The organism is Arthrobacter sp. NPDC093139 (assembly GCF_044754165.1).
GTDB lineage: Bacteria > Actinomycetota > Actinomycetes > Actinomycetales > Micrococcaceae > Arthrobacter.
Genome location: NZ_JBIVOO010000001.1, coordinates 451,955 through 477,527, shown reverse-complemented (window position 1 = coordinate 477,527; position 25,573 = coordinate 451,955). Strand labels below are relative to the sequence as shown.

The window sequence follows — 25,573 nt, the reverse complement described above, 5'->3', positions numbered from 1 at the left end:
CCGTCCCTGGGGCAGGCCAGCCTTGCCTTACTGGATGGGTGGAGTAAATTACGACATGATTGTGTTGTGTATTCCATGAGAAAGTCCACTTCCCTGCCTCAGGCTGGGCCTGGCGCGCGAGTCAGCGTGCTGCACGGTGGAAAACCGGCTGCCCAAGGTGCAACAGCGCCGGTGGCCGACACCGACGAGCGCACGCGCGATCGCGTCCTCAGTGCGGTGCTGGAACACGGCCCCGTCAGCGCGGCGGAACTCGGCGATCTGCTCGGCTTTACCCCCGCTGCCGTCCGCCGCCACCTGGACCATTTGTCCCGCGCCGGCGTTATCGAAGTCAAGCGCGTCGCAAGGGCAGGCAGCGGCGCCGGCCGTCCCGCGCGCCGCTATGTACTCAGTTCGCAGGGCCAGTCCACGCTGGGCGATGACTACCTGAACATCGCCAGCCTGGCGCTTAAACAGCTCAGGGAAATCGCCGGTGCCGATGCGGTCCGGACATTCGCCGTGGAGCGCTTCGCCGAGATGGAACGCCGCTACGCCCCCGAGGTGGAGCAGGCCGGGACGGACATCACGGCCCGCGCGCAGGCACTCTCAGCCGCCCTGTCCCGCGACGGCTTCGTGTCATCCACAGCCTCCATCGAGGCCAAGGCGCCGCTGCCGGCGGCTCTTTCCAGCGTGCAGCTGTGCCAGGGCCACTGTCCCATCCAGCAGCTGGCCACCCAGTTCCCGGTGTTCTGTGATGCGGAAACCGAAATGTTCTCGCGCCTCGTAGGCGTCGATGTCCGCAGGCTGTCGACGCTCGCTCGCGGCGGCCACGTCTGCACCACCCACATACCAACAGGCCGTCCGGCCGCGACCGGGGCCGAAACCCCCGGAACCCGGCAGGACACCCTGCACGAAGTATCCAACCATCTGCAAGAAAGGCCGCTATGACGGACCAACTATCAGAGAAAACGGTTGCTGAGACTGCTGTCATTTCGGAGATTCTGGAAAAGAACCCCGAGCTGCACGGCATCGGCACCTACGAGTACGGCTGGGCCGACAAGAACGACGTGGGCGCAAATGCCCGGCGCGGTCTTAACGAGGACGTGGTCCGCGACATTTCGGCCAAGAAGAGCGAGCCGGAATGGATGCTGGACCTGCGTCTCAAGGGCCTGAAGTACTTCGACCGCAAGCCCATGCCCACCTGGGGCGCGGACCTGTCCGGAATCGACTTCGACAACATCAAGTACTTCGTGCGCTCCACGGAGAAGCAGGCCGCCACGTGGGAAGACCTGCCCGAGGACATCCGCAACACGTATGAAAAGCTCGGCATCCCGGAAGCCGAGCGCAGCCGCCTGGTCTCCGGTGTGGCAGCACAGTACGAGTCCGAGGTGGTCTACCACCAGATCCGCGAGGACCTCGAAGCCCAGGGCGTCATCTTCCTGGACACGGACACCGCCCTGCGCGAGCACCCGGAGATCTTCCAGGAGTACTTCGGCACCATCATTCCGGTGGGCGACAACAAGTTTGCCTCGCTGAACACGGCCGTCTGGTCCGGCGGTTCATTCGTGTACGTTCCCAAGGGCGTCCACGTGGACATTCCGCTGCAGGCCTACTTCCGCATCAACACGGAAAACATGGGCCAGTTCGAGCGCACCCTGATCATCGCGGACGAGGACTCCTACGTCCACTACATCGAAGGCTGCACGGCTCCGATCTACACCTCGGACTCCCTGCACTCCGCCGTCGTGGAAATCGTGGTCAAGAAGGGCGCCCGCGTCCGGTACACCACCATCCAGAACTGGTCCAACAACGTGTACAACCTGGTGACCAAGCGCGCCATCTGCGAAGAGGGCGCCACCATGGAGTGGATCGATGGCAACATCGGCTCCAAGGTCACCATGAAGTACCCTGCCGTCTACCTGACGGGCGAGCACGCCAAGGGCGAGACCCTGTCCATCGCGTTCGCCGGCGAAGGCCAGCACCAGGACACGGGTTCCAAGATGGTCCACATCGCGCCGAACACCAAGAGCTCCATCATCTCCAAGTCCGTGGCCCGTGGCGGCGGACGCGCAGCCTACCGCGGCCTGGTCCAGATCCGTGAAGGCGCCAAGCACTCGGCCAACACCGTGCGCTGTGACGCCCTGCTCGTGGACACCATCAGCCGTTCGGACACCTACCCGTACATCGACATCCGCGAGGATGACGTCCAGCTGGGTCACGAGGCAACTGTCTCGCGCGTTTCCGAAGAGCAGCTTTTCTACCTCATGTCCCGCGGCATGCGTGAAGACGAAGCCATGGCCATGATCGTGCGCGGCTTCATCGAGCCGATCGCCCGTGAGCTGCCCATGGAATACGCCCTCGAGCTGAACCGCCTCATTGAACTCCAGATGGAAGGATCCGTCGGTTAATGACTGCCGAAATTACTACTGAGAAGGCCCGCATCGGCGCCCCTTCCATCGCAGGGTTCACCGAGGAAGGCGAGGGACTGGTCTCCGCCAAGGTTGACCACAGCCACAACCACGGCGTCACCGTCATGTCCTCGCGCGCCGAACGGCTCACGAGCTTCGACGTCGCCGACTTCGCACTGCCCACCGGCCGCGAGGAGGAATGGCGCTTCAGCCCGGTCCGCGGGCTGGCGAACCTCCTGTCGGACACCGCCACGGATGTTGATCCGGAGCCGGCTGCCGCTTTCACCGTGGACGCGCCGGAAGGCTACCTCCGCACCCCGCTGGCTCCCGGTGCCGCACCGCGTGGAACTGTCCTGACCCCGGCCGACCGTGCCGCCGTCGTCGCCTCCGCCAACGCCGACGAGGCCCTGCACCTGGTCATCCCTGCGGAAGCCGAGCCGGCTGAGCCGCTGCGGATCCTGGTCCACGGCGCCGGCGCCGGACGCCGGTCCAACGCCCACTTCGTGCTGGAGGCGGGTGCAAACTCGCGCAGCGTCGTGATCGTGGAGCACACCGGCGCGGCCGACCACAACGGCAACCTGGAAGTCATCGTCGGCGAGGGCGCAAAGCTCACCGTGATCTCCGTGCAGCTCTGGGAAGACGACGCCAAGCACCTGGGCCAGCATGACGCTCAGGTGGGCAAGGACGCTGTGTACAAGCACATCGCCGTGTCCCTGGGCGGGTCCATCGTCCGGCTCAACTCCAACGTCCGCTTCGCGGGCGAAGGCGCCGAGGCCGAACTGCTGGGCCTCTACTACGCCGACGCCGGCCAGCACCTGGAGCACCGGTCCTTCGTCGACCACAACGAGCCGAACTGCAAGTCCAACGTGCTGTACAAGGGCGCCCTGCAGGGCAAGAACGCTCACACCGTGTGGGTGGGCGACGTCCTGATCCAGAAGCAGGCCCTGGGCACCGACTCCTACGAGAAAAACCAGAACCTGGTGCTGACGGACGGCTGCCGGGCGGACTCGGTTCCGAACCTCGAGATCGAAACCGGTCTTATCGAAGGTGCCGGACACGCGAGCTCCACCGGTCGCTTTGACGACGAACACCTGTTCTACCTCATGGCACGCGGCATTCCGGAAGAGGTGGCACGGCGGCTCGTCGTGCGCGGCTTCCTCAATGAGATCATCCAGCAGATCAAGGTTCCGGCACTCGAAGAGCGCCTGACCGCGGCTGTTGAGCGCGAACTCGCCGCAACGAATTCCTAAGCAGCCCGGAAAGTACAGGATTACGGATGACTGAACAGCCAAATGGCGAACTCGTCTGCAACGTCAACGAGATCCAGCCCAAGCAGGCCCTGCGGATCCTGATCGACGACTACCCAGTCGCGATCGTCAAGGACTCCATGGGAGAGATCCACGCCATTGGGGACACCTGCTCGCACGCGGACATCTCCCTCTCCGAGGGTGAGGTCGAAGGCTGCGCCATCGAGTGCTGGGGCCACGGATCGCAGTTCGACCTGCGCACCGGCGAACCGCTCCAGCTGCCGGCCTACGATCCCGTTCCCGTGTTCGCGGTGGAGATCGTCGGAGACGAGGTCTACGTCGACTTCACCAACGTCCTGAACGGCGCCGAGGCTCCCAACTTCAGCTAGTCGCTCCTGTACCAAACCACCTAACTTCCAGACCAAAAGACCGCACCGCCGCAAGGGCAGGTGCAGAGGAGAACACGACACATGTCTACTCTTGAGATCAAGGACCTGCACGTCAGCATCGACACCGAGCAGGGCACCAAAGAGATCCTGAAGGGCGTCAGCCTGACCATCCGTACGGGTGAGACCCACGCCATCATGGGCCCCAACGGCTCGGGCAAGTCCACCTTGGCGTCCACCATCGCGGGCCACCCCCGCTACAACGTCACGGGCGGTTCCATCACCCTGGACGGCGAAGACGTCCTCGCCATGAGCGTTGACGAGCGCGCCCGCGCCGGCCTCTTCCTGGCCATGCAGTACCCGGTGGAGGTCCCCGGCGTGACCATGACCAACTTCCTGCGCACGGCCAAGACAGCCATTGACGGCGAAGCCCCGGCGCTGCGCACCTGGACCAAGGACGTCAAGTCCGCCATGCAGCAGCTGCGCATCGACGCCGACTTCGCCCAGCGCAACGTCAACGAAGGCTTCTCCGGCGGCGAGAAGAAGCGCGTGGAGATCCTCCAGCTCGAGCTCTTCAAGCCCAAGTTCGCCGTGCTGGACGAGACTGACTCCGGTCTGGACGTCGACGCGCTCAAGGTCGTCTCCGAGGGCGTCAACCGCGCCCACGCCGCAGGCAACATGGGCACGCTGCTCATCACGCACTACACCCGCATCCTGCGCTACATCAAGCCTGAGTTCGTCCACGTCTTCGTTGACGGCCAGGTTGTTGAAGAAGGCGGCCCGGAGCTTGCCGACCGCCTTGAAGAAGAAGGCTACGACCGCTACGCCAAGGGCGCAGGATCAGCCTCGATCCCTGCCGCCGCAGCCCAGGTCTGATAAGGACACGCCATGACTGAAATCGAGGCAGCCCGCACGGGGCTGGACGAAGTCGAAGAGGCACTCAAGGACGTCATCGACCCCGAACTCGGAGTCAACATCGTGGACCTCGGGCTGCTCTACGGCCTGAAGTACTCCGAGGATGACGGCGCCCTGCTGATCGACATGACCCTCACCACCGCTGCATGCCCGCTCACCGATGTGCTTGAAGAGCAGGTCGGCAAGGCGCTTGACGGCGTAGTGGACGAGTGGCGCCTGAACTGGGTGTGGATGCCGCCATGGGGTCCGGAGCGGATCACCGACGACGGCAAGGACCAGATGCGCGCCCTCGGGTTCAACATCTAAAATCCCCACCGCCTCCCTAGCCTCGCTTCTCTTCGGCCAGGGAACCCGCGGCGGAGGCCAGTGCTAAGGAATACGACGGCGGGCCCACCTTCCAGTGAAGGTGGGCCCGCCGTCGTATTCCCCCCGCCGGGCTTGTTACAGCGTGGCGGCCCTAAAGGTGTCGCACTGGGCAATGTCGCCCGTCTGGTAGCCCCGGTAGAACCAGTTCTGCCGCTGCGCACTCGAGCCGTGTGTCCAGGCCTCGGGCGTGACGCGGCCGGTGGCGGCCTTTTGGATGCGGTCATCGCCGACGGCGGACGCGGCCGAGAGCGCGTCGTTCAGGTCTTTCTGGGTCAGCGGCTCGAGGAACGGCTGGCCCGTCTTTGGATCCTTCTGCGTGGTGGCGTACCGGGTCCAGAGACCGGCGTAGCAGTCGGCCTGCAGTTCCACGCGGACGGCGCCCGACTCGGGCCCGCGCGGATCCCGCTGCGCCCTGTCCAGGTTCCCGAGCACGTTCTGGACGTGGTGCCCGAACTCGTGCGCCACCACGTACTCCTGGGCCAGTGGGCCGCCGGAGGAGCCGAAGCGGTCCACGAGGTCCTGGAAGAAGCCCGGATCGAAGTAGGCAGTGGTATCGGCTGGACAGTAGAAGGGTCCCACCTCGGATGTGGCGGCCCCGCAGCCGGTATTTGTGCCGACCTCGAAGAGAACTGTCTTCGGGCGCGGATACTCGACGTTGTACTCGGCCAGATACGCTGGCCAGAACGCGTTGAGGCTGTTCACCGTGCCGGTGATCCGGCAGTCGAGCCGCTGGTCGGCGTCGGAGCCAAGTTTGCACTTGGCAGGCGCCGTTCCCTGGCTCACGCCGGGCTGTTCCTGCCCCGTGCCGATGAGACCCTCAAGCAATTGCGGATTGATACCGAACAGGGCGGCAAGGAGCAGGACGACGCCGCCGCCGATACCGCCGCCGATCTTCGTGCCGCGGCCCATTCCGCCGCCGCGACGGTCTTCCACCTGGGATGGGTCGAGTTCGACTCCGTCATTGAAGCTCATGCTGTCACAATAGTCTTCCCGGGCAGGGCCGGGCAGGTTCCGCCGGTAAAGTTGAGCCGATGCCTTTCCTCAACAGACTCCAGCGCTGGGCCGCTGAACGCCCCGACGACACCGCCGTCGTCGTGGCCGGCGAGCGGCTCAGTTGGGGCGCGCTCCGCGACGAGGCGGAGGCAATTGCCGCGGGCACCTCCGCTGAAATTACCGTGCTCACCGAATGGAACTCCACACACTTCGCGGTCGCCTTCGCCGCCGCCGTGGCGGGCGAACGACAATGCGCCGTCCTGGATCCGACGTGGCCGGAACCCATGCTGGCGGAGATTGTCCAGCTGCTCGGCCCGGCTGCCGCACCGGCCCCGGCAGCAGCCCGGAACTCCGTTGGTGGGGACCAGCTGGCCGACGGGGATCCGGCATCGTCCTTCCTCATCGGGCTGACCTCCGGAACCACGTCCGTGCCCAAGGCGTTCACCCGCTCCCGCCGTTCCTGGCAGGAGTCATTTGAGGCTTCCATAGAGTTTTTTGGCCTCAGCCAGGACGACAAGACCCTCGCTCCCGGTCCGCTCGCGGCGAGCCTGAACCTCTACGCCCTCGCCGAATGCCTTTATGCAGGCACCGAGTTCCATACGCTGGAGTCCTTCGACGTAGGCGACGCCCATACTGCCATCAGCCACGACGGCATCACCCGCCTGGTCCTGGTCCCCACCATGCTGCGCCTGCTCAGTGAGCGCGGGCTGACCGGCTGCGTTGACGCCTCCGGCGTGAAAACCATCATCTGCGCAGGTTCCAAGCTGGATGCCCGGACGCTGGAAGCGGCCAGGCGATGGGCGCCAAGCGCCACCATATTCGAGTACTACGGCGCCTCCGAGCTGAGTTTCGTCTCCGGGACCGGCCTGCCCGCCGGCGTGCCCCTCGACGCCGGCGGCACGGGCATCGGAAGGCCATTCCCCGGGGTCGAAGTAAGGATTCTTGACGACGAAGGTTGCGTCCTCCCGGAGGGGGCTGCCGGAAACATCTGCGTCCGCAGCGGCATGGTCAGCAACGGGTATCTGTGGGGCGACGACGGCCAGGCACTGCGGTGCTTCAACGGCTGGTTCACGGTGGGGGACCAGGGGTACCTGCAGGACGGGGAACTCCACATCCTGGGCCGGCGCTCCGACATGATCATCACCGCCGGCAAGAATGTCTACCCGCATGAGGTGGAACTCGCCCTCGCCTCCGTTCCTGGCGTCGCTTCGGCCGTCGCGGCGGGAATGGCGGACGACGTCCGGGGTCAACGCGTGGTCGCGGGGATTGTCCCGTCACACGGCGGCCTCACGGCCACCCAGCTCAAGACCGGCCTCGAGGAAATCCTGCCCCGGGATAAGCGGCCGCTCCAGTATTTCGCCCTTGCCGAGCTGCCAGTGACGGACCGGGGCAAGGTCAGCCGCGGCCTCATGCTTGACTGGATCACCGCCTGCGATTCCCGGGTCCGCCGCCTTGTCTGAGAAGGCGCTGTCTGAGGAGCGGCAGCCGGTCATCATCGCCGCCCTGCGGACGCCCATCTGCCGGGCTCATGGAGCGCTGAAGCACCTCCCTGCCCACCAACTCCTCGCGCCGGTCTTCAGGGCCCTGCTGGCCGAAACCGGCGTCGGTGGTTCTGAGCTGGCCGATGTGGTCATTGGCAATGCGGTGGGCGGCGGCGGGAACGTTGCGCGGCTCGCCGCCCTGGAGGCGGGCTTGCCCGTGACAGTTCCCGGCCTCACCGTCGACCGGCAGTGCGGCTCCGGGCTGGATGCCATCGTCCTGGCGTCCCGGCTCGTCGCGTCGGGCGGCGGGGTGTATCTGGCCGGCGGAGTGGAAAGTATCAGCACCGCACCTTTGCGGGCATATCGGAACGACGACGGCGACCCCGCCTTTTTCAGCCGCGCCCGGTTTGCGCCGGACAGCGTCGGCGATCCTGACATGGGTGTTGCCGCCGAGAATGTGGCGTCCGAGTTCCGCATCAGCCGGGACCGTCAGGATGAATTCGCGCTCCGCAGCCACCGCCGGGCTGTTGCCGCAGCGGCGGAAGGGGCCTTTGACCGGGAGATCGTTCCGCTGGACGGGCCGGCGGGCACGGTCACAGCGGACGACGGCCCCCGGCCCCGGCTCACTGATGCCCTCATGGCAAGGTTTCCCGCTGCGTTTGTCGGATCCGGGACCGTCACCGCCGGGAACTCCTGCTTCGACGCGGACGGCGCTGCCGCCGTCGTCATCACGTCACTGGCCCGCGCCCGCGAACTGCGCGTGAGAGACGCCCTGGCGGTCCTGGGCACAGAGACGGCCGGCGTGGAGCCCCGGTTCCTCGGCATCGGGGCGGCATCCGCTGCCTCGCTGCTGCTGGCTTCGCAGGGTGAGACCGCAGGCACCGTGGACCTCGTGGAATTCAACGAGGCGTTCGCTTCCCAGACCCTCGCGTGCCTGGACAGCTTGGGAATCGATCCTCTCCGGGCCAATGCCGACGGCGGGGCGCTGGCGCTCGGGCACGCGTACGGAGCGTCCGGCGCCGTCCTTGTGACGAGGCTGCTGGCGCAGGCCCGCCGTACCCCGGACGAGCAGAAGCTCGCCCTGGCGATGATCAGCATCGCCGGCGGAATGGGCACGGCTGCCCTGTTCAGGTACGCCCGGCTCTAGGAACCGGTTCCAGGAGCCGGCGCCTGGTTTGTGTGTGGGCGCCCGCCGTCGTCGGGTTCGCCGAGGCCCCGGGCAGCCAGCGCATCCCCGGTGTGGCGGGCGTAAGCAACGGTAGTGATGAAAACCGGCAGGACCAGGGCACGCGGGTTGCGTTCCAGGCCGCGGGCCCTTGCCGAGTCGCGGACGTCCGCATAGGCCCCGGCTATGAAGGGGATGCTGCGCAGCATGATGGCGATGGTGAGGGCGAACCGTTCGGGGTCCGCCCCGAAGCGGGTGAACGGCCGGGCCAGGGACACCACACCGTCGAGCAGCCTTTGCAGCGGCGTGGTGGCCGTCAGCAGCGACGCCGCCACGACGCAGAGCAGGATGTTCAGGACAATCCGGGCGGCTACGGGCGCCCCGAGCTGCCACCACTGGAACAGGCCGATGGCCAGCAGCACGGGCAGCAGCGGGCGGACGGCGCGCAGGAGGCGGGCGGGTCCCGCCCCGCTGAGCAGGAACAGCGTGCACATCAGGGCAAGGGCTGACGCCGCCAGCCGCCAGTCGACGATCAGGAAGGACGCCATGCCGCAGCCCACCACCACCGCGAATTTGAGCCACAGGGGCGTGCGGTGGATCAGGGAGGTCCCCGGAACGTAGTTGGCGAGCAGGAAGCCGTGGCCCCTCACTGCGCGTCACCGCGGTGCGCGCCGGCGCGGTTGGGGACCTCAAGGCCGGCCGTGCAGAGCGAGCGGTAGTGCGCGACTGCCGCGGCAGCACCGCCGTCGAACGCGATCCTGCCGGCCTCAACCACCAGCACGCGGTCCATGTCCAGCGCGAGCTCCAGGTCGTGGGTGGACATGATGATCTGCTGCCGCAGCCCGGCGAGGGTGCCGCGCAGCAGTTCGCGGTTGCGCAGATCCAGGAGGGTGGACGGCTCGTCCAGGACCAGCACCTCAGGTTCCACGGCCAGCACAGCCGCAAGTGCCAGGAGTTGCCGTTCGCCGCCGGAGAGCTCGTAGATGCTCTGGTCACCCAGGGGCAGCAGGCCGAAGCGGGCCAGCGCGGCGTCGGCCCTTTCCCTGCGCTCCGCCCCGTTCCGGACCGAACGCCGGAGCGACAGCTCAACGTCCTCGCGGCCTGTCGGCATCACCAGCTGGGACAGCGGATCGGTGAAGACGAAGCCCACCTGCTGCCGGACCGCCCGCACGTGCCGGACAGTGTCCGAACCGTTAACGGTGACGGATCCCTCGCTGGGCGCGACAAGGCCGTTCAGCAGCCGCAGCAGCGTGGACTTGCCGGAGCCGTTGGCGCCGATCACACCGATGCGCCGTTCGGTCAGGCTGAGCGTGACGTCCTGGAGCAGCACCTTGGGCTCCGGGTGGCCGTCGACGGCGACCCGGACTCCGACGCTGCTGAGGGAAATGCTCACGGCTGGGTGGGTGACTGCTGTCCGGAGGAAGCCGTGGCGGAGGTCGCGGTAGCCGGGGCGGCAGCTTCCGGCGAGGCCTCGGCCGGAGAAGCTGCTGCCGGCGAAGCGAGCCGGCGCACGCGGCGGACAAGAAGGTCAGGGAAGGCCTTGTGCAGGGCAAGGGCCACAGTGACCGCCAGGACGTTCTTGACGATGTCTCCCGGGTAGTACGCGAGGTCGGCGAGGAAGGCCTTGGACAGATCGAGCTTGGCATTGACCACCATGCCGAGGACGCCGAGAGCGTGGATGACGACGATGCTGGTGGCCATGGCGGCCAGGAAGAGGAAGAGGCCGCGGTACTTCAGGGTGCGACGGATCACGATGCTTGCGAGCCAGCCGACCGCTGCGGCAGCGAGGGGGAACGCGATGATGTAGCCGGCCGACGGGCCCGCCAGGATGCCCAGCCCGCTGCGTCCGCCGCTGAAAATGGGGAGCCCCGCGAGCCCAAGGAGCGTGTACAGTCCCACGGCGGCGAAGGCGCGGCCAGGGCCGAGGGACAGTCCGGTCAGCATCACGGCAAGGGTCTGCAGCGTGATGGGGACACCCAGTCCGCCGACGGGAATAGCGGCGACGAGGGCGGATCCGGCCACGAGCGCGGCGAAGACGGCGATGAGACCGAGGTCGGTGGCGTTCCAGCGCGGGCGTCGGTGCGTGGACACGGGATGGGTCTGGGGCATGGGAGGTCCTGTCGGAGAGATACAGACAATTATCAGCTGGTGTTGACGTTACTTGCCCGGGAATAAATCAATTTTGTAGCTGTTCCACAAGGTGGAGGCAGTGGGACTGGCTGTGGGGAACAAATATGTCCTGTGGCACCGTAACCGCGCGGAGGGGCTCCGGTTAGCGGGCGGGGCTATGGCCGGTAGACTTGTAGGGGCCGTTCTCTCGGCCGCACCGCCCCGGCACCCACGAGCCTCCACCGCTTGATGTCCGCTGTGCCGCTGCGTTACCTGTTGTGAAAGGCCTTACCTGCTTTGATTACCGTCCAGGATCTTGAACTGCGCGCCGGCGCCCGGCTGCTCATGGATCAGGTGAGCTTCCGGATCGACAAGGGGGACAAGATCGGCCTTGTGGGCCGCAACGGTGCAGGAAAGACCACCCTGACGCGCGTGCTGGCAGGCGAGGGTCTCCCGGCTGCCGGCAAGGTGACCCGGAGCGGCGAGATCGGGTACCTGCCGCAGGATCCGCGCACGCCGGACATGGAGCAGCTGGCGCGGGACCGGATCCTCTCTGCGCGGGGACTGGACATTGTGGTCGGCAAACTGCGCGTGGCCCACGAGGAGATGGCCAGTGAGGACGCCGCCGTCCAGCGCAAGGCCATGAACCGCTATGACCGCCTTGAATCGGAGTTCCTGGCCGGAGGCGGCTATGCCGCGGAGGCGGAGGCGGCCGCCATTTCCTCCAACCTTGCCTTGCCGGACCGCATCCTGAACCAGCCGCTCAAGACGCTCTCCGGTGGCCAGCGCCGCCGCGTGGAGCTCGCCCGCATCCTGTACTCCGGTGCGGAGACCATGCTGCTGGATGAGCCCACCAACCACCTCGACGCGGACTCGATCGCCTGGCTGCGTGACTTCCTCAAGAACCACCAGGGCGGCCTGATCGTGATCAGCCACGACACCGAACTGCTCGAAGCCACTGTCAACAAGGTGTTCCTGCTCGACGCCAACCGGGCCCAGATTGATTTCTACAACATGGACTGGAAGCGCTACCTGACGCAGCGGGAAACGGACGAACGGGCCCGCAAGCGCGAGCGTGCCAACGCCGAGAAGAAGGCGCAGGTTCTGTTCGACCAGGCCAACAAGATGCGTGCCAAGGCAACAAAGGCAGTGGCAGCGCAGAACATGGCCAAGCGCGCCGAGCGTCTGCTGAGCGGGCTCGAGGCCGTCCGTGAAAACGACCGGGTTGCCGCCCTGCGCTTTCCGGATCCGTCGCCGTGCGGCAAAACTCCGCTCACCGCCCAGGGGCTCAGCAAGTCGTACGGTTCGCTCGAGATCTTCACTGACGTGGATCTGGCCATCGACCGCGGCTCCAAGGTGGTCATCCTGGGCCTCAACGGTGCCGGCAAGACGACGCTCCTGCGGATGCTGGCGGGCGTCGACAGGCCCGATACCGGTGATGTCATCGCCGGTCATGGCCTCAAGGTCGGGTACTACGCCCAGGAACACGACACATTGGACGTTGACCGGACGGTTTTGGAGAACATGCGTTCTTCGGCGCCGGACATGAAGGACGCCGAGGTCCGCGGGATCCTTGGTTCCTTCCTGTTCTCAGGGGACGACGTCGACAAGCCGGCCGGTGTTCTCTCCGGCGGTGAGAAGACGAGGCTTGCGCTGGCCACCATCGTGGCATCCAGCGCCAATGTGCTCCTGCTCGATGAGCCCACCAACAACCTGGACCCTGCCAGCCGTGCCGAAATCCTGGGTGCGCTGCGCAACTACAGTGGCGCCGTCGTCCTCGTCAGCCACGACGAAGGTGCGGTGGAGGCGCTGAACCCCGAGCGGGTGGTACTGCTGCCCGACGGCGTCGAGGACCACTGGAATGAGGATTACCTGGACCTGATCACGCTCGCCTAGGGCCTGCCGCGGAAGCGTGACGGCTGTCAGGCTTCCGGCCTGCCCGCGAGGGGCCGATCTTCCTCGTTGGGGGAGTACAGGTCCGCCGCGTCCCCGGGCTCCCAGCGCAGCAGGTCCCCGGGCTGACAGTCCAGGACTTCGCAGAGTGCTTCGAGGGTGGTGAATCGCACCGCCTTGGCCCTGCCGTTCTTGAGTACCGCCAGGTTGGCAGGCGTGATCCCGACGCGGTCGGCGAGGACGCCCACCGGCATCTTGCGTTTGGCCAGCATCACGTCGATGTCGACGACGATGGGCATCAAATCACCTCGTCCAGTTCACTCCTGAGGTGTTTCGCTTCAGCATCGCGCGCGACAGCCTGGGCCAGCAGTATCCGAAGTACCAGGACGATCAGTGCTGCCCCGGCGATCATCAGGGACGCCCCGCAGATCAGGAGGACGATGCCGGGGGCTGTTCCGCCCGGAGCGAGGATGACCGCAATCCCGAACATGAGCAACGACGCGGTCGCCACTGCGCCGAAGATGACGTCGACGTACCGAAACGCAGCGTGGGAAAACACCGTTCCTCGACGCACCATGGTCAGCAGGCGCCATACGCACCAGCAGGGTCACCTGAACGGTCATGATGCCCAGGACGACAATCGTGAGGAGCGCGATCCGCGGGCCGGTGGGAGCGCCGGCCTCCTCAAGGTCGTTGGAAAGCAGCGGCACCATCCACACCTGTACGAACAGCGAGCCGGCAAGCACCATCGTGAGCACAATGCGCAACGCCAGGACGGTCAGCTTTCCCATCACAACTCCTTCTCCATCGACTAACAATGAGATTCTATCGATAATCGGTAGACTCGCCAAGCTGTTCGTGGGGGAGAGGCGACCGATTGATGATCGGTGTTGGCGCTGGAGTTTCGGCGGCGGGACTGCGGCTTGATCGGGCGGTTGCGGGGCGGGGTACTCGGACCGGCGATTCCGCAGCATTCAACCGAAGGGCAACTGGAGGCACCACATCCGTCCCTAATTTCAATCTACAGCGCTCACCGGGGCTTGCCGCAAGACCCTGGCTGTGCCGCAGAATTGAGCGCGCAACGTCGGGACCTGCGGAAGGGGAGTAGCGACATGCGTCTGTTGTCGTCGACGAGCCATTTGCCTGGGGACCCGACGGGACGATTCGAGGGGAGCGGCCAGTGACGGACACCGACGTGATCATCGTGGGCGCGGGCCCCACCGGCCTGATGCTAGCCGGTGAACTGTGCAAAGCGGGAGTGCGGCCGCTGGTAGTCGAGCGGCAGCCACAGATCCGGGAGATCCCGAAAGCTGGAGGTCTCGGCGGGCAGATACTCGAGCTCTTGCGCTACCGGGGCGAGCTTGAGCGATTCGAAGCGGCCAGCACCGCGCCCAGACCTGCTCCCCGGTTCCCGTTCGGCGGGATGCACGTGGATTTCACCCGACTGGCAGATCCTCCGATGCAGGCGCTGCCGCTCCCGCAGCCGCAACTTGAGCGCGTCCTCGGCGACTACGCCGGTGAGCTCGGCGCCGACATCCGGCGCGGACTGAAGGTCGTCGGTGTGAGCCAGGACGACGCCACGGTGACCGTTGAGGTGCGCGGCCCGCACGGGCCCGACCGGTTGACCGCCCGATACCTCGTAGGCTGCGACGGGTCGCACAGCCCGGTGCGCGGCATGGCCGGGATTCCGTTCCCCGGTACCACGTACCCGGAGGTCCAGCGGCTCGCCGCGGTCACCGTCCCCGAGTCCGTGACAGTTCTCGAGAACGGCGACCTCGACGTCGCCGGCGTGGGCAGGATCAGCTTCGGTTTCACCCGGACCGAACGCGGCGAGTTTGCCGTGGGGTCGACCGACCCCGGGGTGCTGGTGCTCTTCACCAGCGAGGATGAGTCCGCCGACTACGACGACGACGAGCCGATGACCCTGGCCGAACTCCGGCACAGCATCCGCCGCGTGCTCGGCGTGGAGCTGCCCCTGGGAAAGCCCACCCGGCTGACCCGATTCACGTTTCACGCGCGACAGGTCGAACGGTACCGAGACGGGCGGATCCTGCTGGCAGGCGATGCCGCTCACCTCTTTCCTGCCCCGGGCGTCGGGCTCGGCGCCGGCATGCTGGACGCCGTCAACCTAGGCTGGAAGCTCGCCGCCGCCGTCCACGGCTGGGCGCCCGCCGGCCTGCTGGACACCTATCAGGACGAACGCCATCTCGCCGGCAAACGCACACTGCTCCACACCCGGGCCCAGGTGGCCCTGCGGCGCGGCCATGACCTGGCAGCCGTGGCACTCCGCGAACTCTTCCAGGAACTGCTCGCCGACGAGCAGCCGCTGCGCCGCATTGGAGCCCTGATGGCCGGCTCCGACGTTCGCTACACGCCACCGGGTCCCGGGCACCATGCCTTGGCGGGGGTCTTCGCCCCGGATCTCACCCTGCAAACCGGGAACGGCACGGCCAGCGTCGCGGATCTCATGCACGCCGCTCGGCCTGTCCTCCTCGACCTCGCCGGCCGTGCCGACCTCCGCGAGGCCGGACGGGCTTGGCGGCATCGCGTAGACATCCAGACCGGGACAACCATCGACCGTCCCGCCGACGCCCTCCTGATCCGCCCCGACGCCCACATCGCCTGGGCCGCGGCCGTCGACGAACCCGCCGCTACCGCTGTGCCGGCGCTTACAGAAGCGCTCTCCGGCTGGTTCGGCATACCTTCGGATGTCGAAGAAATGTAGGGCAGGCTGGGCCGTCGGGCAGCCAGTCCAACGTGGCCGGCGGACCGATCCGCGGGGCCGTCGGGAACACCGCCGTCACGCAGGTCCTGCACGTACGCGCGATCCTGTTTGATTCGTGATCGTAGCTGCTCAGCTCCGCCGACAGTAGTTCACCTTGCACGTCGGGTGCATCCACCGGCTCTCCGCGGCCGCTGCCGTTGGCCCGCCACAGGACATGCTGGATGAGGTCGACCCCGGATGGCGGCTGTCGCCCAACGAGCCACGGCCGGGCAGGGAGTTCGGATGCGCCTCTCTCCAGCAGCCTTTGCGTCGCCCGGCCCTGTCGGCCTGCGTCCTGGGCGTCCCTGAAGCCTCTGCTAGCTGGCGGTGGGCGCCTCGGGGCCGGTATCAATTGCCGCGGCAAGCAGCCGATCAAAGCTGGCTGTCCCGTTGTCCGGCGGGATCACGGTAAAGACCACACGCCATTTCTCGGGTGCATTCTTCTCCAGCGCTGAGCCACGTTCCACACGCAGGTTCAAGCCGGGCACGCCGTTGACGAGGAGCGGAAGCTGCTCGCCGCTCTTGACCAACTGCTGGAACTGCCTGACGGAGACGCGGTCGCTGCGGGCGCCTGTCACTTCGCTGATGGTGTCATTGACCGTCTTGGTCAGGTCCCGCATGAAGCTCCTCCGGCTCGACACTGAGGGGACGGTGAGTATTGCCGGGAAGATGACCATGAACAATGCGATGGCACTGAAATTTCGGAGGATGGGTAAGAAGAGCATCGAGATCAGGCAGAGGACCAAACCAAGGACACTCAGCAAGACGAACCTGATCAGCGGATCCTCACCGGGTCTCTTGGACCACCGGACGAGTGTGACTGTGTTCCTGCCCAGCTGTTCGTGCTGTGTATTCTCCATGTTCAGTGCCCCTTCACTTCCATGAGCGCTTCAGCCAAGATGACTGCATCGCGTGCTTCCTTGAGACCGCGACTTAGCCCCGGATCGGGAATGGTTGCGGCGGCACCGGTTGAGCCTGCAAGTTCAGAAAAGGCCCGGCTGAGGTTTTCGCGGTCCTGTGACAGCATCCGGGAGGAATTCAATTTGCCCCTGCAAACCTCAAGCGCCAGCAGCGATTTATCGATTGCCTCGCGGCGTCCTTGCATGACCGCTAACTTTTCCGTGACATGCAGGGTGCGGAGACGGAGCATGGATTCCATCTTGACTGCCATATAGTGGAGTTCGTCCAGCGCGGTGTACGTCTGTGCCGTCCCGGTGTGCCGGGCCAGCTGCCGGGCCACGTGGATGCGGCGGCGTTCCCATTTCCGCACGGCCGATTGATAAGGCTCCAATAGCAAGGAGACAGCCTTCAGTGCCTTGTCCAGCGACGCCGCCCGCGTACTCAGGCTGGAGGTCGCGGCGTCCAGCCTGGCGAGGAACGCGGCGTAGCTGTCGTGCGGCGGACCGTATTTAGTATTCATGTGTCACTCGCTGGCGGCGCCGCCAGAACGTGACCTGAACGCTCATGGCAAGAGAATAGAGGCTCGGAGCCCGTTGTCATAGGCTTCGGCGCCGGCTATTGGACCGCCTGCAGACTAACGGACCCGTAACGTGTGGGCGCCGGTGATTCTCCGCAGCTCTTCGTAGCTGATCGCGAACATCGAGTGGTGGTCGCCCGCTCCGGCCCACAGCATCCCGTGCTCTGCAAGGGAGGCGTCCAGGAGCGTGTGAATCTTTTCGGGATGGCCCACGGGGGCCACGCCTCCTATTTCCTGCCCGGTGTGTTCCAGGACGAAGTCCGGGCTGGCGCGGCGGATGCGTCCGGCGCCCAGCTGCGCGGAGACGTAAGCGGTATCCACCCTCGCGGCGCCGCTTGCCAAAATGAGCAGGGGAGCGCCGTCCAGTTCGAACACCAGGCTGTTGGTGATCGCCGCGACGTCGCAGCCGAGGGCGGCGGCCGCCGCGGCCGCCGTCGGCACTTTCCCCGGAAAGACCCTGACGGTATCCGCGACACCCGCGGCGGTGAGGGCGCGCCGCACATTGGCCACCGGATCGGGAAGCGGGTCCGGCATCCCCTGCTCAGTATCCTTGGGCATCCAGGATCGCGTCTTCCTCTTCTTCTGACGTGGCCCGTTTGCGCCTGCGCGCTGCAGAAGGACGACGGCGGGCTGCCGCGGCGGCGTCCCCGTGGTCACCGGCGGCGCCTGCTTCGGCGTCTTCGGCGTCGATCGCTGCGTTCTTGGCCTGCTGGCGGGCCGCATAGCCAAAGCCCACAAACATCAAAATGCCAAAGGCAAACCACTGGAGCGAGTAGGACAGGTGGGTGCCCTCTTCCAGAGAGGGCATCGGGAACGGCTGCGGCATTTCGGCGGCGGGCGGCGTTTCTGAGGCCAGCTGCCCGTATGCACCGGTCAGCAGCGGATAGCCCAATTCGGCCGAATAGGCCGGCAGGTCAATGGACGCGAGCTGGCCCTCGGGAGCCCCCCGCTGGAGGGACGGCTCGCCGTGCTTGAGCCGCACCACGGCGGTGACCTGGCCGGACGGCGGGGCCGGAATGGAATCCGGGCGGCCGGGATTGTTGTTGCCGATGGGGAGCCAGCCGCGGTCAATCACCACGGTCTCGCCGGAGACGAGCCGGAAGGGAACCACCACCTCGTATCCGGGCTGGCCGTTAAGGGGACGGTTGCGGACGATCCGCTGCCCGGCTGCGTCATAACTGCCCCGCAGCTCCACTTGCGTCCATTCCCGGGCTGGGTCCAGCTGGCGGAACTGGTCCTTCGCTTCCGAGAAACTGATCGGAGTGGCCGAATAGTTAGATGTGACACGGTGAACCTCCGCCAGCGCTTCTGCCCGGCGGTCCATCTGCCAGCGGCCGAGGAAGACGCATCCGGTGGCGAAGACCGCAGCCAGCAGAAGATATCCCAGCCATTTGCTGGAGAACAGGAAACGGTACATTCAGCTGGTCCCGCCAGGAGCCGACGCGGCATCGAGCGGGACTGTTTCCTTCCAGAGCCCGCGCGTCTGCAGGTAGTCTTCCAGCCACTCCCGGTGCTCGCCGCACGCCAGCCACACCTTGCGGCGGTCCGGAGTGTGGATCTTCGGATTGTTCCACAGCAGCTGCCAGGCAGCGTCCGCCCGACAGGCCTTACGTGAGCACATGGCTGCAGAGTCCGGGCCGGTCGCGCCGCCCTCACCGCCGCCCAGGTTGAAAATGTTCATGAAGCTTTCTGTTCCCGGCCCTCGTCGTCTTCATCGCTGATCAGCTCGCCCTGCAGTACCGTCGGCACATCCTCCCCGGCATCAGCGGACTGCAATTCCTCGGATGCCTCCAGTTCGGCATACGGGGTGTAGTCCAGCAGCGAGTCGCTGTGGACTTCCGCCTTGTCCGAACCGTTAGCGATCACCACGGCAATCCACGGCAGGAAGACTGCCCCTGCAACAGCGACGAGCTTGAACCAGCCATCCACCACGAAGATCAGGATCAGGCAGACCATGCGGATACCCATAGCCAGCGCGTACTTGATCATGCGCTCCCGCATGTCCTCGGAATGCGCTGCAGCTGCGTCCGTGATGCTGTGCACCTCCGGATGACCGGATGCGGTGCCAGGCGTCTCGGGCATCGGCTGTCCGGGCTGGTGGTGAGGTGTCACTGCTGTCTAATCACGCTCCAATGGCTTACCTAAATTCTCTCACCATCCGGGGGAGCCGCCCAAACGGGCGCTAAGATCGGAGGCAGTCAAAAATCCCTGCCACCATAGCGGAGCCATGCTCCGCAGAATCCGGAGCACTTATGTCTGAAGCAGCCACCCAGGCCCGCAGCGTCCTCATCACCGGCGGAAACCGCGGCATCGGCCTCGCCATCGCCGAGGCCTTTCTGGCCAACGGGGACAAAGTGGCTGTGACGTTCCGGAGCGAGTCAAAGCTGCCTGACGGCATCCTGGGGGTCAAAGCGGATGTGACGGACGAAGCGTCGGTGGACGCCGCATTCGCCGAGGTCGAAGCCGCCCACGGTCCTGTCGAAGTGCTGGTGGCCAACGCCGGCATCACCAAGGACATGCTTCTGCTGCGCATGAGCGAGGACGACTTCACCTCCGTGATCGACACAAACCTCACCGGTGCTTTCCGTGTGATCAAGCGCGCTTCCAAGGGCATGATCCGGCTGCGCAAGGGCAGGGTTGTGCTCATCTCCTCTGTCTCCGGCCTCTACGGTGCGCCGGGCCAGATCAACTACTCCGCCTCCAAGGCCGGCCTGGTCGGCATCGCCCGGTCCCTGACCCGGGAACTCGGGTCCCGAGGCATCACCGCGAACGTCGTGGCCCCGGGCTTCATCAACACCGACATGACTGCGGAACTGTCCGAAGCAACCCAGAAGGACTACCTCTCCAAGGTCCCCGCCGGACGGTTCGCCGATGCCTCCGAGGTGGCCAACGTTGTGCGGTGGGTCTCCAGCGACGAGGCCGCCTACATCTCCGGTGCCGTTATCCCTGTCGACGGCGGCCTGGGAATGGGCCACTAGCGGCCGGCCAGATACGCGGCGGCCACACGCCTCCGGAACTATCCGGCCGGGGCTTCTTTGTTGGGGTTAAACAAGGGGATCGACAGCGCGCGCTGGCATGATGGACTGCAGACCTACAGCGATTTAGACGTTTCGAACAAAGGGAGCTCGTATGGGACTGCTGGACAACAAGACTGCCATCGTGACCGGATCCTCGCGGGGAATCGGCGCCGAAGTGGCAAAGATCCTCGCCGGCGAGGGTGCCGCCGTCGTCGTAAACTACCGCCAGAAGGCGCCGCGCGCCAACAAAGTGGTGGCCGGCATTGAGGCCGCGGGCGGCCGTGCCGTCGCTGTCGGCGCCGACCTCACCACCAACGAGGGCGTTCATGCGCTGGCAAGTGCGGCCATGGAGAACTTCGGCTCGCTTGACGTCCTGGTGCTCAATGCCTCGGGCGGCATGGAGTCGGGCATGGAGGAGGGCTACGCCCTGAAGCTGAACCGCGACGCGCAGATCAACATGCTCAATGCTGCTGTGCCCCTCATGAAGGAGGGTTCGCGCGTGGTCTTTGTGACCAGCCATCAGGCACACTTCATCAACACCGTTCCCACCATGCCGGAGTACGAGCCTGTGGCCCGCAGCAAGCGCGCCGGCGAGGACGCGCTGCGTGAACTGCTGCCGAACCTGGCGGAGAAGGGCATCTCGCTGGTCGTCGTGTCCGGGGACATGATCGAAGGCACCGTGACGGCCACCCTGCTGGACCGCTCCAACCCGGGCGCCATCGAAGCCCGCCGCGCGGAGGCCGGCAAGCTGTACTCGGTCGAGGAGTTCGCTGAAGTGGTCGCCGGAATGGCCACCGCCGACGTCGAATCCGGCCACACGGAGTACGCCGGCGGCGCCGACTACTTCGGCAAGAACGCCGGGTAATCTACGCGGGCTGGCAATTTACAGGTCTCCGGGCGGTCCGCTGCCCGGAGACCTGGCGCCCCAAAAGGGGCTGCCTCCAAGGCGTTGCCCAACAGCTCCGGGCCGCTTAACGTCGTAGGCATGGAACAGCAGCGACAGGTGATCCGACGGAGCTATCCTCCAGGCGTCCCCTGCTGGGTCGACACCCAGCAGCCCGACGTGGAGGCCGCCATGGCGTTCTACGGCGGGCTTCTCGGATGGGAGTTCGAGGACGCTGCCCCGCCCGGCGCCACCGGCAGGTACGTCGTAGCGAAACTCGACGGCCAGGAGGCCGGCGCAATCGCCGGTCCGGGAACCGGCGTCCCCGCATGGCACACGTACGTTGCCGTTGACGATGCGGACGCTGCTGCGCGGCACCTGCTGGCGATCGGCGCCACACTGAAATCCGCTCCTGCCGATGCGGGCTCAGGAGGCGTGCAGGCGGTGCTGGCGGACCCTCAGGGCGCCGAATTCCGCATCTGGCAGGCAGGCGAACGGCCCGGAGCCCAGGCGGTCAACCTGCCCGGCGGGTGGAACTTCAGCGACCTCCACACAACCGACGTGGAGGCAGCGGCCGCCTTCTACGCAAAGGCGTTTCATTGGCAGTTCGACGACCTCGGTTTCGGCACGATGATCCGCTGTCCCGGTTATGGCGACCACCTGGAGGCTACTGTCGACCCCAACATCAGGGTCCGCCAGTCCGGTGACGCCGTTCCCCGCGGATTCGAGGACGCCGTGGCGTGGCTTGCACACGCGGAGGCCGGGGAGAAACCGCGGTGGCACGTGACGTTCACCGTCGCAGACCGGGACCAGGCGGCCATGGATGCAGAACGCCTCGGCGCCCATATCCTGGGGCAGGATGACACTGAGTGGGCACGAACGGTCCTGATCCGGGATCCCGGGGGAGCGGTGTTCACCGCAAGCCAGTACACGCCGCCCTCCGGCTGAATCGATCCGGCGAAATCGACCGGCTAAAGCAACGCTCAGACCCCGGCGATGTGCCGTACTGCGTCCAGGTGCGGCATGTTGATCGCCGCATCCGCTACAGCCAGGACGGCGGGCTTGGCATTGAATGCCACACCGATGCCCGCCGCGCCGAGCATGTCCAGGTCGTTGGCGCCGTCGCCCACGGCAATGGTGTGCTCCATCGCAATGCCTTCGGCGGCTGACCATTCGCGCAGGTACTTCTCCTTGGCTGCGCGGTCGATCACGTCGCCGATCACTTTGCCAGTAAGGGTGCCGTCCACGATTTCCAGTTCATTCGCGATCCAGTAGTCCAGGCCCAGTTCCTCGGCGATGGGGCGGAGGATCTGGTTGAAGCCACCGGATATCGCTGCAACCACATGGCCTGCTGCCTTGAACGCCGCCACAAGTTCCGCTGCGCCCTCGCTGAGCGTCACTTCAGTCCGGACGGAATCGACGACGGCGGCCGGCAGCCCCGCGAGAACCGCCACCCTGGCATGGAGGCTCTGGGCGAAGTCCAGTTCCCCGCGCATGGCGGCCTCGGTCACGGCGGTGACTTCGTCGCGTTTGCCGGCATATGCCGCGAGGAGTTCGATGACTTCCTCTTGGATAAGCGTTGAATCGACGTCCATGATGAGGAGCTTGCGGTCAGCCTTGCGCAGTTCCCCGGGCACGATGGCCGTATCGACGCCGCCACGTTCCGGACTCTCCTTCGCGGCGGCGATGCGGTGGCGCAAAGCCGTGATGTCCGGGCCCGACCCTGATGGCAACGCAAACTCAACCGTGCAGACGTCGTAGCGGTCGTTGCCGCTGCGGGACTCCGCTTCGAAAGTCGTCCCGGAACCGACCAGCAGGGAGCGGAGGTTTTCCGCTTCCGAGTGGGACAAATTCACGCCATAGCTGACCGCAGTCACGTTCGAAGTCATGGCTTCAATCTTAGCCAGCACCGGAGTGGCGCCCGAATTTATGTCGCGGCTGCATTTCGCGGCACGACCGCACAGGTTCATTTCGCGGCCCGCCGCACAGGGCCGGGGACGACGTTTCAGTTATCAGTCGCACCCCGTTTTGTCCTAGTGTCTACTCCTATGAGTGATGTTCTTGAAATGGCAGCCGTCAGCGTTGTCCGCGGAGCGAAAACGCTCCTGAGCAAGGTCGACTGGCAGGTCAGCGAAGGCGAGCGCTGGGTGATCCTCGGACCCAACGGCGCGGGCAAGACCACTCTGCTCCAGATCGCGGCCGCCAGGCTCCACCCCACGAGCGGCATGGCCGGCATCCTGGAGGAGATCCTTGGCACCGTGGATGTCTTTGAACTGCGTCCCCGGATCGGCCTGTCCTCCGCGGCCTTGGCCACCCAGATCCCCGAGCACGAGAAAGTGCTCAATGTTGTCGTCACTGCAGCCTACGGAGTCACCGGCCGCTGGCGCGAAGGCTACGAGAAGGACGACGAACGCCGCGCGTTCGCCCTCCTGAACGACTGGGGAATGGGCCCGCTGCTGAACCGGCCCTTCGCCTCATTGTCCGAAGGGGAGCGCAAGCGCGTCCAGATCGCCCGTGCGCTCATGACGGACCCTGAACTGCTGCTGCTGGATGAGCCCGCCGCAGGCCTGGACCTGGGCGGACGCGAGGATCTGGTGCACCGCCTCAGCGAACTGGCCCGCGACGAGGCTGCCCCTGCCATCGTGCTCGTCACGCACCACCTTGAAGAAGTTCCCCCCGGCTTCACCCACGCCATGCTCATGCGTGACGGCGGCGTCGTGGCTGCCGGACCTGTCGACGAGGTGCTCACGTCGGACAACCTGAGCGAGACCTTCGGTCTGCCGCTGGATGTTACCGTCAACGCCGGACGCTACACCGCTACTGCCCGCCGCTAACGGGGCGGGCGGCGCACGTGGAGTTTCTTAGCGGCATCCTGGTGTTTTTTGCCGGGCTCTGGGCCGGCACCATCAACAGCGTTGTCGGCTCGGGCACCCTGGTCACCTTCCCGGTGCTGATAGCCCTGGGCCTGGCGCCGGTGACGGCATCCATGAGCAATGCCATGGGCCTCGTGGCAGGCGGCGCAGCCGGGGCCTGGGGCTACCGCCGCGAACTCTCCGGCCGGGGACGCCAGCTGCTGAGGCTGCTCCCGGCCTCGCTCCTGGGCGGCATTTCCGGCGCATGGCTGCTGCTGCACCTGCCTGAAGAGGTCTTCCACTACGCGGCTCCGGCCCTGATCGTCCTGGCTCTGTTGATGGTGGTCTTCCAGCCCCGCCTGCAGGCCTGGGTGCGCAACAGGGAAGAGAATCCCGAACATGCCCTGCGGGACAAGCACCACGGCGTCGTCCTCCTGGTGCTTGTATACCTGGCGGGCGTCTATGGCGGTTATTTTGTCGCCGCCCAGGGAATTCTGCTGGTCGGCATCCTTGGCGTTTTCATGACCGGGACCATCCAGAACGCCAACGCGATGAAGAACATCCTGGTACTGGGGGTCAATCTGATCGCGGCAACGTCCTACGTGCTTTTCGCCGTCGACCGGATCGACTGGCTCGTAGTGGCCATCATCGCCGTCAGCTCGCTCATCGGCGGAGTCATCGGATCCAAGGTGGGCCGCAGGCTCTCGCCGCCAGTCCTGCGGGGCGTCATCTTCACCCTCGGCCTCGTTGCGCTGGGCTTCATGATCGCGAATCTGCTGAAATAATCGGGCGGTGACTTTCCACTATCTCGAATCCGCCCACGACCCGCGCGTCTCGGACTACACGCAGCTGACGGATGTCCACCTGCGCAAAGTCCGGGAGCCGGCCGAGGGTATGTACATTGCAGAATCCTCCCGTGTGCTCCGGCGGGCACTCGCCGCGGGCCACCGGCCCCGCTCGTTTTTCCTGGCGGAGAAATGGCTCGAGGACCTTGCCGACATCTTCGAGCAGTACCCCGACGTTCCCGCATATGTCGGCAGTTCTGCGCTGCTCGAGGAAATCACCGGCTTCCACCTGCACCGGGGTGCCATGGCAGCCATGCACCGCCCGGCTCCCGTTCCGCTGCAGGAACTGCTTGCCGGCGCGCGGCGGGTAGCCGTGCTGGAAGACATTGTGGACCACACCAATGTCGGGGCGATCTTCCGTTCCGCGGCGGCACTGGACGTGGACGCCGTCCTGGTGTCTCCCCGCTGCGGGGATCCGCTGTATCGGCGCAGTGTCCGTGTGAGCATGGGCACGGTGTTCCAGGTGCCGTGGGCGCGGCTGCAGAGCTGGCCCCAGGACCTCATGTCACTCAAGGATGAGGGCTTCACTGTGGCGGCCATGGAGCTGACCGCGGATGCCGTGGACCTCGATATCGTTGCCGCCCGGAACCTGGACCGGCTGGCGCTGGTACTGGGGACCGAAGGCGCCGGCATGAGCGCAGACACCCTCGCCGCGGTCGACCTGGCCGTAAAGATTCCCATGCGCACTGGAGTGGATTCCCTGAACGTCGCGGCCGCCAGTGCCGTCGCCTTCTGGGAGCTTCGGCCCCGGGGGTGAAGCCCCGAAGGCCTGCCTCCACATGTGGCGGCAGTTGTT

General features: G+C 66.0%; 28 protein-coding genes and 1 pseudogene. 16 read left to right on the top strand and 13 right to left on the bottom strand.

The genetic code is table 11. The features are described 5' to 3' along the window. Positions 1 to 66: 66 nt before the first annotated feature. The 6 genes from ACIP90_RS02400 to ACIP90_RS02375 all read left to right on the top strand — a co-directional run bounded on the left by ACIP90_RS02400 (position 67) and on the right by ACIP90_RS02375 (position 5,238). A complete protein-coding gene (locus ACIP90_RS02400) occupies positions 67 to 924 on the top strand; it encodes a helix-turn-helix transcriptional regulator (protein WP_400576487.1) in 858 nt (285 codons plus the stop codon). Further along, positions 921 to 2,384 (top strand): Fe-S cluster assembly protein SufB, encoded by a 1,464-nt coding sequence (gene sufB / locus ACIP90_RS02395; protein ID WP_306923537.1) that lies wholly within the window; start codon positions 921 to 923, stop codon positions 2,382 to 2,384. Before ACIP90_RS02400 ends, sufB begins: the two co-directional genes overlap by 4 nt. Then, positions 2,384 to 3,634: a Fe-S cluster assembly protein SufD gene (gene sufD, locus ACIP90_RS02390; RefSeq protein ID WP_400576482.1), complete on the top strand. Its 1,251-nt coding sequence runs from the start codon at positions 2,384 to 2,386 to the stop codon at positions 3,632 to 3,634. Before sufB ends, sufD begins: the two co-directional genes overlap by 1 nt. Positions 3,635 to 3,660: 26 nt before the next feature. Beyond that, the gene (locus ACIP90_RS02385) at positions 3,661 to 4,020 is read left to right on the top strand and encodes a non-heme iron oxygenase ferredoxin subunit (RefSeq protein ID WP_400576479.1); all 360 of its coding nucleotides are present in this window, start codon (positions 3,661 to 3,663) and stop codon (positions 4,018 to 4,020) included. 81 nt (positions 4,021 to 4,101) lie between these two features. Next, positions 4,102 to 4,893 carry a Fe-S cluster assembly ATPase SufC gene (sufC, locus tag ACIP90_RS02380; RefSeq protein WP_400576476.1) on the top strand — a complete coding sequence of 264 codons (792 nt, stop codon included), beginning with the start codon at positions 4,102 to 4,104 and terminating at the stop codon, positions 4,891 to 4,893. A gap of 12 nt (positions 4,894 to 4,905) precedes the next feature. Then, positions 4,906 to 5,238 (top strand): metal-sulfur cluster assembly factor, encoded by a 333-nt coding sequence (locus ACIP90_RS02375; protein ID WP_400576474.1) that lies wholly within the window; start codon positions 4,906 to 4,908, stop codon positions 5,236 to 5,238. A 135-nt stretch (positions 5,239 to 5,373) separates the two neighbouring features. Here the strand turns inward: ACIP90_RS02375 and ACIP90_RS02370 are convergent, their stop codons facing one another. Continuing rightward, positions 5,374 to 6,270: a neutral zinc metallopeptidase gene (locus ACIP90_RS02370; protein ID WP_400576471.1), complete on the bottom strand. Its 897-nt coding sequence runs from the start codon at positions 6,268 to 6,270 to the stop codon at positions 5,374 to 5,376. 59 nt (positions 6,271 to 6,329) lie between these two features. On the opposite strand from ACIP90_RS02370, the gene ACIP90_RS02365 reads away from it, so the two are divergent. Together ACIP90_RS02365 and ACIP90_RS02360 are read left to right on the top strand one after the other, a co-directional pair. Further along, on the top strand, positions 6,330 to 7,751 hold the full coding sequence (locus tag ACIP90_RS02365) for a class I adenylate-forming enzyme family protein (protein ID WP_400576468.1): 1,422 nt from the start codon (positions 6,330 to 6,332) through the stop codon (positions 7,749 to 7,751). Beyond that, on the top strand, positions 7,744 to 8,919 hold the full coding sequence (locus tag ACIP90_RS02360) for a thiolase family protein (RefSeq protein WP_400576465.1): 1,176 nt from the start codon (positions 7,744 to 7,746) through the stop codon (positions 8,917 to 8,919). Before ACIP90_RS02365 ends, ACIP90_RS02360 begins: the two co-directional genes overlap by 8 nt. On the opposite strand, the gene ACIP90_RS02355 is transcribed toward ACIP90_RS02360, so the two are convergent. The 3 genes from ACIP90_RS02355 to ACIP90_RS02345 are packed head-to-tail and all read right to left on the bottom strand — an operon-like array spanning position 8,916 to position 11,046. After that, positions 8,916 to 9,587 carry an energy-coupling factor transporter transmembrane component T family protein gene (locus ACIP90_RS02355; protein ID WP_400576463.1) on the bottom strand — a complete coding sequence of 224 codons (672 nt, stop codon included), beginning with the start codon at positions 9,585 to 9,587 and terminating at the stop codon, positions 8,916 to 8,918. The genes ACIP90_RS02360 and ACIP90_RS02355 overlap by 4 nt on opposite strands. Beyond that, positions 9,584 to 10,330 (bottom strand): energy-coupling factor ABC transporter ATP-binding protein, encoded by a 747-nt coding sequence (locus tag ACIP90_RS02350; protein WP_400576461.1) that lies wholly within the window; start codon positions 10,328 to 10,330, stop codon positions 9,584 to 9,586. Before ACIP90_RS02350 ends, ACIP90_RS02355 begins: the two co-directional genes overlap by 4 nt. Beyond that, on the bottom strand, positions 10,327 to 11,046 hold the full coding sequence (locus tag ACIP90_RS02345) for a biotin transporter BioY (protein WP_400576458.1): 720 nt from the start codon (positions 11,044 to 11,046) through the stop codon (positions 10,327 to 10,329). Before ACIP90_RS02345 ends, ACIP90_RS02350 begins: the two co-directional genes overlap by 4 nt. Positions 11,047 to 11,343: 297 nt before the next feature. On the opposite strand from ACIP90_RS02345, the gene ACIP90_RS02340 reads away from it, so the two are divergent. Then, positions 11,344 to 12,942 carry an ABC-F family ATP-binding cassette domain-containing protein gene (locus tag ACIP90_RS02340; RefSeq protein WP_400576455.1) on the top strand — a complete coding sequence of 533 codons (1,599 nt, stop codon included), beginning with the start codon at positions 11,344 to 11,346 and terminating at the stop codon, positions 12,940 to 12,942. A 26-nt stretch (positions 12,943 to 12,968) separates the two neighbouring features. On the opposite strand, the gene ACIP90_RS02335 is transcribed toward ACIP90_RS02340, so the two are convergent. Beyond that, positions 12,969 to 13,238 (bottom strand): helix-turn-helix domain-containing protein, encoded by a 270-nt coding sequence (locus tag ACIP90_RS02335; protein ID WP_400576453.1) that lies wholly within the window; start codon positions 13,236 to 13,238, stop codon positions 12,969 to 12,971. Next, positions 13,238 to 13,730: pseudogene (locus ACIP90_RS02330) on the bottom strand (DUF2975 domain-containing protein). Before ACIP90_RS02330 ends, ACIP90_RS02335 begins: the two are co-directional and overlap by 1 nt. 389 nt (positions 13,731 to 14,119) lie before the next feature. On the opposite strand from ACIP90_RS02330, the gene ACIP90_RS02325 reads away from it, so the two are divergent. Beyond that, entirely contained in the window at positions 14,120 to 15,664 is a 1,545-nt protein-coding gene (locus ACIP90_RS02325; protein ID WP_400576451.1) for an FAD-dependent monooxygenase, read from the top strand. Positions 15,665 to 16,020: 356 nt separating this feature from the next. Here the strand turns inward: ACIP90_RS02325 and ACIP90_RS02320 are convergent, their stop codons facing one another. From ACIP90_RS02320 to ACIP90_RS02295, 6 genes are all read right to left on the bottom strand, one after another. Further along, positions 16,021 to 16,563 (bottom strand): hypothetical protein, encoded by a 543-nt coding sequence (locus ACIP90_RS02320; protein WP_400576449.1) that lies wholly within the window; start codon positions 16,561 to 16,563, stop codon positions 16,021 to 16,023. Between the two features lie 2 nt (positions 16,564 to 16,565). Beyond that, positions 16,566 to 17,123: a hypothetical protein gene (locus tag ACIP90_RS02315; RefSeq protein WP_400576446.1), complete on the bottom strand. Its 558-nt coding sequence runs from the start codon at positions 17,121 to 17,123 to the stop codon at positions 16,566 to 16,568. Positions 17,124 to 17,237: 114 nt separating this feature from the next. Continuing rightward, entirely contained in the window at positions 17,238 to 17,738 is a 501-nt protein-coding gene (locus ACIP90_RS02310) for a YbaK/EbsC family protein (RefSeq protein ID WP_400576444.1), read from the bottom strand. Further along, positions 17,722 to 18,597: an SURF1 family protein gene (locus ACIP90_RS02305; RefSeq protein WP_400576442.1), complete on the bottom strand. Its 876-nt coding sequence runs from the start codon at positions 18,595 to 18,597 to the stop codon at positions 17,722 to 17,724. The genes ACIP90_RS02310 and ACIP90_RS02305 overlap by 17 nt, the downstream gene beginning before the upstream one ends. Next, positions 18,598 to 18,861 (bottom strand): hypothetical protein, encoded by a 264-nt coding sequence (locus ACIP90_RS02300; protein ID WP_400576440.1) that lies wholly within the window; start codon positions 18,859 to 18,861, stop codon positions 18,598 to 18,600. After that, positions 18,858 to 19,262, bottom strand: coding sequence for a DUF3099 domain-containing protein (locus tag ACIP90_RS02295; RefSeq protein ID WP_400576439.1), 405 nt, complete (start codon positions 19,260 to 19,262; stop codon positions 18,858 to 18,860). The genes ACIP90_RS02300 and ACIP90_RS02295 overlap by 4 nt, the downstream gene beginning before the upstream one ends. 170 nt (positions 19,263 to 19,432) lie before the next feature. On the opposite strand from ACIP90_RS02295, the gene fabG reads away from it, so the two are divergent. From fabG to ACIP90_RS02280, 3 genes are all read left to right on the top strand, one after another. After that, entirely contained in the window at positions 19,433 to 20,158 is a 726-nt protein-coding gene (fabG, locus tag ACIP90_RS02290) for a 3-oxoacyl-ACP reductase FabG (RefSeq protein ID WP_400576436.1), read from the top strand. A gap of 151 nt (positions 20,159 to 20,309) precedes the next feature. Further along, entirely contained in the window at positions 20,310 to 21,062 is a 753-nt protein-coding gene (locus ACIP90_RS02285; protein ID WP_400576434.1) for an SDR family oxidoreductase, read from the top strand. Positions 21,063 to 21,182: 120 nt separating this feature from the next. Then, positions 21,183 to 22,028: a VOC family protein gene (locus tag ACIP90_RS02280; RefSeq protein WP_400576431.1), complete on the top strand. Its 846-nt coding sequence runs from the start codon at positions 21,183 to 21,185 to the stop codon at positions 22,026 to 22,028. Between the two features lie 35 nt (positions 22,029 to 22,063). Here the strand turns inward: ACIP90_RS02280 and serB are convergent, their stop codons facing one another. Beyond that, positions 22,064 to 22,969, bottom strand: a complete 906-nt coding sequence (serB, locus tag ACIP90_RS02275) for a phosphoserine phosphatase SerB (protein WP_400576429.1) — start codon at positions 22,967 to 22,969, stop codon at positions 22,064 to 22,066. Between the two features lie 159 nt (positions 22,970 to 23,128). Here serB and ACIP90_RS02270 point away from each other — a divergent pair, with 159 nt between their 5' ends. From ACIP90_RS02270 to ACIP90_RS02260, 3 genes are read left to right on the top strand one after another with little or no spacing between them, the layout of a single operon-like run. Next, positions 23,129 to 23,914, top strand: coding sequence for an ABC transporter ATP-binding protein (locus ACIP90_RS02270; RefSeq protein WP_400576426.1), 786 nt, complete (start codon positions 23,129 to 23,131; stop codon positions 23,912 to 23,914). A gap of 17 nt (positions 23,915 to 23,931) precedes the next feature. Further along, positions 23,932 to 24,717, top strand: coding sequence for a sulfite exporter TauE/SafE family protein (locus tag ACIP90_RS02265; RefSeq protein ID WP_400576423.1), 786 nt, complete (start codon positions 23,932 to 23,934; stop codon positions 24,715 to 24,717). 7 nt (positions 24,718 to 24,724) lie between these two features. After that, positions 24,725 to 25,534, top strand: a complete 810-nt coding sequence (locus ACIP90_RS02260; protein ID WP_400576420.1) for a TrmH family RNA methyltransferase — start codon at positions 24,725 to 24,727, stop codon at positions 25,532 to 25,534. The last annotated feature ends 39 nt before the right edge of the window (positions 25,535 to 25,573 follow it).